We start from the raw sequence: 5,544 nt of genomic DNA, 5'->3' as shown, positions 1-5,544 counted from the left end.
GGTGCTGGGCCGCTGGCACCGCTTCGCCAAGACCGGTTTCCGCCAGCGCCCGACCGAAGGCGGGCCCACGCAGATCGCGTTGTTGCTGGTCTGAGTTGCCATGAGACCCGCAGCGGCTTCCTGTCGCGTGCGGCATTGTCCATGATTGCCCATGAGTCGGGCACGCCAAGGCGCTAGCGCTGCCGCTTACCCATCACGATCAAGCCGATCAGCGCACACCATGCATTCCAGGTTGCGCTTGATGCGGATGCTGGTCCATTCCATGTTGCGCGCATCCAGCAGCAGCAAGCGGCCGGCGAGCGACTCGCCGAAGCCGGCGATCAGTTTCAGCGCTTCAGCCGCCTGCATGGTGCCGATGATTCCCACCAGCGGTGCAAACACGCCCATGGTGGCGCATTGCACTTCCTCGAATTGCTGGTCGGGCGGGAACAGGCAGGCGTAGCAGGGCGCGTGCGCTTGGCGCACATCGAACACCGATACCTGGCCGTCCATCCGCACTGCCGCGCCCGACACCAGCGGTATGCCCGCAGTCACGCAAGCCCGGTTGACCGCATGCCGGGTCACGAAGTTGTCGCTGCAATCGAGCACGACATCGGCAGCAGCCACCAACTCCTGCAAGCGCTCACCTTCAACCCGCTCCTGCAGCGCCACGACGTCGATACCGGGATTGAGCGCCTGCATCGTCATTCGTCCGGATGCCGCCTTGGCCTGGCCGATGCGGTCGTTGGTATGCAGGATCTGCCGCTGCAAGTTGGTCAGGTCGACCGTGTCGTTGTCCACCAGGGTGATGCTGCCGACCCCGGCCGAGGCCAGGTAAAACGCTGCCGGCGAACCCAGGCCGCCGGCGCCAATCACCAGCACGCGCGCCGCCAGCAGCCGTTCCTGGCCTTCTATGCCTATTTCATCTAGCAGGATGTGGCGCGAATAGCGCAATAGCTGTTGGTCGTTCATGAGCTTGCCGGTGAAGGCCGCAGGGATTTCTGGTTCGGAACCGGCTTGGCCGGGCGTGACGTGGTGTGGAGGTGGTGGCGACCTTGGCTGATTTTAAAGGATCGCACGCATGTTCGACAGTGCGCAATGAGTTGGTTTTTCCTGGGGACTGCCGCCGGTGCCGGAACCGGCTTGCCTGGTCCGTTACCAGCGATGGTGCCTTGCTCCCCGTGCAGCGATGCACGGATACGAACAATGCATTTCGCATGCGAATTCCATCAAACTTTACAGGGGAAAAAATTGAACAGTGACCTTAGTGGTAGCAAGCGTGTCAAGGATAGTACAGGCCATGCCAGCACCTCGACTGACGGTGCGGCGAAAAAGCGCAGCAAACATGATCGATCGGCTTCCGGCGACGTCGATGGCTTGCGCGTCACGCAGGAATCAAGAAAGCAAAAGAAACTCGTCACCCTTCCCGAGGGTGGCCATGCCGAATCTCAGCCGGTAAGCCAGGAGCCCAACTACACCTCGCTTGGCGCATCCAGTGCTGGGCGCAGCAAGGCTTCAAAGGCAACGCGCGAAAAGGAAAAATCCGACGATAAAACCAGGCACACCTCGTCGCGGCAATCGGGCGTCGTGGACGATGCGGACGTCGCCCCGAAAAAGCGCAAGAAAAAATCCGATCGTCCTGAACGGGCGTCAATGCCTGCGATACCGACCGACTGGCGTGAAGTCGAAACATCAGCACTGCACGCATCGCGCTCACCGCTGAAGATGGTGGCATCGGCAACGCTTGCTCCGGCGTTTGATATTTCGGCGCGGCTTGTACAAGAAGAGAGCACCATCCTGCGCAGCACCCGCAGGCCGATCAAGCCGGCGGGGCGCCGCCCGCCAGCGCAAGTCCATGCATTGTTGGCGAAACAATCGTTGCCGCAGTCTGTCCCCGACCGCACTCCCACTCCGGAGCCGAGCGAGGCGTCCGGCACGAGCTCCACAGTCAGCTTCAAGGACAACCTGACGGCGGCGCTGCAAGCTGGCTCACTCTCTCCCCGGGCGGTACCGCACCGGTTGCCACTCCAGCGCTCCGCGACGCAAGCGAGCGACCCGGTCGTGGTGAGCCAGCCTGCTGATAGAGTCGCCGGAATTCAAACATCGGCCTCTAGCCGCAGCCTGGCAAGATCGGTGACGGCGCGTGATTCGGCACCGTCATCGATTGCATCGACGCCGGCCACGACATTGTCCTTGAACTTGCCGGGGCAGACCCCTTCGGCTCACACCAGCCGGATGCCGCGCAGCCCGCGTTCGAATACCGGTATATCGGGGGACAGTCCAGCCGCGCCAATCGCATCGCCGCCGCAGTCGCCACGAACGACACATGAAGCGACACCGGAAGTGGCGGTGGCACAAACGCCGTCCACGCCGGTCGCTTCACCGCTTGCTTCGCCACCCATCTCACTGGAAACAGCAGGCAAGGGACCGAATTTGCCCGCCACGCCAACTGTTCCAAAGAATCCGGCAGCAACCGTCGGCTATTCGCTGGGCGTCAACGCCAAGTTGGATGTCCTGGAATCGAAGGGCTATTCGTCTTTGATTGCCAGCAACACCCTGCTCAAGCTCGCCAGAACCATCGAACGCCTGTTTCCCGACGCCGATATGGTTTCCGATCAGATGCTCGAGCAGGCGATCGACGAGACCAAATTCAGCACGCAGGAAAAGTTGATGATGGTCGAGGTCGGTGTCAAATGCATGCAAACGCCAGACATCCTGGGAACCGAAGCAGGCTCATACAAGCTGCAGAACATGGCGATCCGGGCGGCCAAGTTCCTCTGCAAGAACCTGGGCGATTCGCTGAACGGCTAGACGCAAGTCGCGCCTGTTTGCCGCAGCAGAGCGCTTGCTGAAACGACAGGGACGATGCCGAGATGTTTTAAATTCAGCACCAAAGAAAAGGGCCGCTTTCGAGCGGCCCTTTTCCCATTGTGCGACCCGCATGGGCGCTCTCCTGCGGGTGCAAGTCCCGCCAGATGTGTTCCGCTGTCTGGACGAATGGCTGCGTCACCGACTGCGGGGCCACCGGCGGGTTGACCCATTTCATCGGCGAGGACGACTGGTTAGTCAACCCCTTTCCGTTGCCCGTGCCTTCAGGCTCTGTTCAGCGGTCGGTTGCCAAGGGGATGGCTGGCAGACCGTCTGCGCAAATGCGCGAGACGAATACTTGTTTCCGAACTGTTAACGGAACTGCGTCGGCAATTCTAGTACCCACTGCGTACACCAATTACACAACAAGGGAAATCTATCATGCAAGTCAATGTACACGGATCGTCGGGAACCGTGACGAACAACAGAACGAACATTGTCGGCTCCGACGGAGCGAGTAATCCTGCGAAGACGCCGGTACTGCGCAATTTAAGCGGGCGAAGGGCGGGCGAGTTCATCGTGGAGGAGAACTTGCTTCAGAGCGCTTTCTTCAATGCATGCACAGCTACTTTGGCAAACGGCTTTTTTTTCCCCAGAATCAGAATAATTGTGAGCCTGAGCCTATTCGACTACGCGGATAGTGCGGAGCAAAAGCTTTTTGATCAAATGGTGCAGAAAGTGCAATCGCTCATGAAAGAAGAGCCGAATTTTTTGACCGCATTGGGAGAGCTCTGCAACACGACGAACAAGGAAATCGAGGTCCTGATGCTGCATGGCAGTGAAAAAAAGGCACAAGATCTTGGCCGCTTCCTTGCCCTATTCGTGTCGGTAAAGGGGATTGCTGAAGCTATCGGGGATGGCGCCAGACTCGACAAACAGAAAGGAAGATTTGCCCGTGCTGTAGGAGGGCTGGAGGAACTTTGTTACCCCAAATCGACGACAGAGCCTAATCTGGCTATTCACTCGCCCACCACGACCACCACCACCGCGTCCACCACGACAACCACGACGATGTCATATGGACCCGGCCCGCACAGTGACGCAGGCGGCCGGAAGGAAAAGAAGAGCCGAGAAAAGGGCAACAAGAACGATCCGTCGTCCTCCGTCGAGCAGGTGGGGGATGACAAGAAGGCCAAGCGAGCCGGGACCGACAAGGCCGGAAAGTCCAGCAAGCCCGGTGGCAAGATCAAGCGGCTCAGCATGAAATTCCTGATGCCCAAGGAAGCACAAGTGCTGCCAACGGCTGCCCAGTTGCGTGAGGTCGACGGTATCCTGATTGGATACGGTGACACCTGGAGCGAATCGTCGAGGGAGCGGGAACGACTGGGACTCAACAAGAATTTTCCTGCGCCGCAGGAGCCGCATGAATCCTGGGGCGATGATTGAGCGCTGCGCCGGGGACCTTGCTCGAATCAGAAATCTGCACTCACCACGCTTTTCAGTTTACCTCGCTGCCTGATTGAACGAATCCGTTTTGCATCCGGGCGCTTTCTGGCGCACTGCCACGCATCGGGGCGCGGATTGACGTTTGCTTTGACGGCATGGGATTGACGGTATGGGATTGACGGGCTGTGGAAACACGGCCCGTTTTTTTGCGGACCCGCATGCCGGGTAGTGTGGGAGGGGGCCGGCCAGATATACTGCCGCCCCTATCCCGATTCGCGCAGCGACTTTACAATTACTTCTTGTCGGCCGGCTTCTTGTCGTCTTTGGTATTGATGGTCGGCTCTTTCTTGCTCTCCACCACACGGGTCTTGGACAGTTGCACCGGCTTGCCTTTCAACTGGTTCAGCGCCTGTGCCAGCTGGAAGTCGTCCTTGCCGCCGAATTCCAGCGGCTTGCGTCGCTTCTCCAGCGCAGCCATCCGCTTTTCTTCTTCCAGTTCGTCAACCGGTGCGCGGGCGTCGGCTTCCTTGCCCTTGTCGTTGGAGAGATGCTTTTGCAAATCGGCTTCGCGCAGGCGCAGTCCATTGAGGCCATCGCCGTCCGCGTTTTCGTCGACCATCAGGTCGGGCACGATGCCGCGCGCCTGGATCGAGCGGCCGTTGGGCGTGTAATAGCGGGCCGTGGTCAGCTTGACTGCCGTGTCAGTGGACAGTTGACGGATGGTCTGTACCGAGCCCTTGCCGAAAGTCTGGGTGCCCATGATGGTGGCGCGCTTGTAGTCCTGCAGCGCGCCGGCCACGATTTCGGACGCCGATGCCGAACCGGAATTCACCAGCACGACCATTTTGACTTTCTTGACGCCTTCGGGCAGCTTGGCCAGCGGATCGCCACTGCTGGAACGCGTGGCGTAGTACTCGCGGCGTGCATAGAAAGTCGCTTTCGAGTCCGGCAACTGGCCGTTGGTCGAGACGATGGCGACGTCCTTGGGCAGGAACGCAGCCGACACGCCGATGGCGCCCGGCAATACGCCGCCCGGATCATTGCGCAAATCCAGCACCAAGCCTTTCAACGCCGGGTCCTGCGCATAGATCGCGGTCAGTTTCTTGACCATGTCTTCAACCGTTGGCTCCTGGAACTGCGACACGCGCAACCAGGCATAACCGGGCTCGATCATCTTGGACTTGACGCTCTGCACCCGGATTTCCTGGCGCACGATGCTGATCAGCAGCGGCCGGTCTTCTTCTTTGCGCGCCACGGTCAGCGTGATCTTGGTATTGGGTTCGCCGCGCATGCGCTTGACGGCCTCGTCCA

Annotated in this window: 4 protein-coding genes; 2 read left to right on the top strand and 2 right to left on the bottom strand. The window is 59.8% G+C overall.

The features are described 5' to 3' along the window. Positions 1-186 precede the first annotated feature (186 nt). Complete coding sequence (locus Q7T64_RS18090) at positions 187-951, bottom strand: molybdopterin-synthase adenylyltransferase MoeB (protein WP_304798819.1); 765 nt, start codon at positions 949-951, stop codon at positions 187-189. Here Q7T64_RS18090 and Q7T64_RS18085 point away from each other — a divergent pair. Then, positions 940-2,790 (top strand): hypothetical protein, encoded by a 1,851-nt coding sequence (locus Q7T64_RS18085; protein WP_304798818.1) that lies wholly within the window; start codon positions 940-942, stop codon positions 2,788-2,790. The two genes, Q7T64_RS18090 and Q7T64_RS18085, sit on opposite strands and share 12 nt — an antisense overlap. A 438-nt stretch (positions 2,791-3,228) precedes the next feature. Then, positions 3,229-4,233, top strand: coding sequence for a hypothetical protein (locus Q7T64_RS18080; RefSeq protein WP_304798815.1), 1,005 nt, complete (start codon positions 3,229-3,231; stop codon positions 4,231-4,233). Positions 4,234-4,525: 292 nt separating this feature from the next. Here the strand turns inward: Q7T64_RS18080 and Q7T64_RS18075 are convergent. Further along, positions 4,526-5,544, bottom strand: a 1,019-nt coding sequence (locus tag Q7T64_RS18075) for a S41 family peptidase (protein WP_304798810.1), incomplete at its 5' end; no start/stop codon positions are given.

Source organism: Lacisediminimonas sp., from assembly GCF_030645335.1.
Lineage (GTDB): Bacteria > Pseudomonadota > Gammaproteobacteria > Burkholderiales > Burkholderiaceae_D > Lacisediminimonas.
Note: the sequence above shows the minus strand (reverse complement) of the source record. Positions and strands in the feature narration are given on the sequence as shown.

What these genes read in the sequence shown, in the direction of transcription:
- Q7T64_RS18080 (WP_304798815.1), top strand. Translation starts at nt 3,229, where the DNA reads ATGCAAGTCAATGTACACGGATCGTCGGGAACCGTGACGAACAACAGA.
- Q7T64_RS18090 (WP_304798819.1), bottom strand. Translation starts at nt 951, where the DNA reads ATGAACGACCAACAGCTATTGCGCTATTCGCGCCACATCCTGCTAGAT.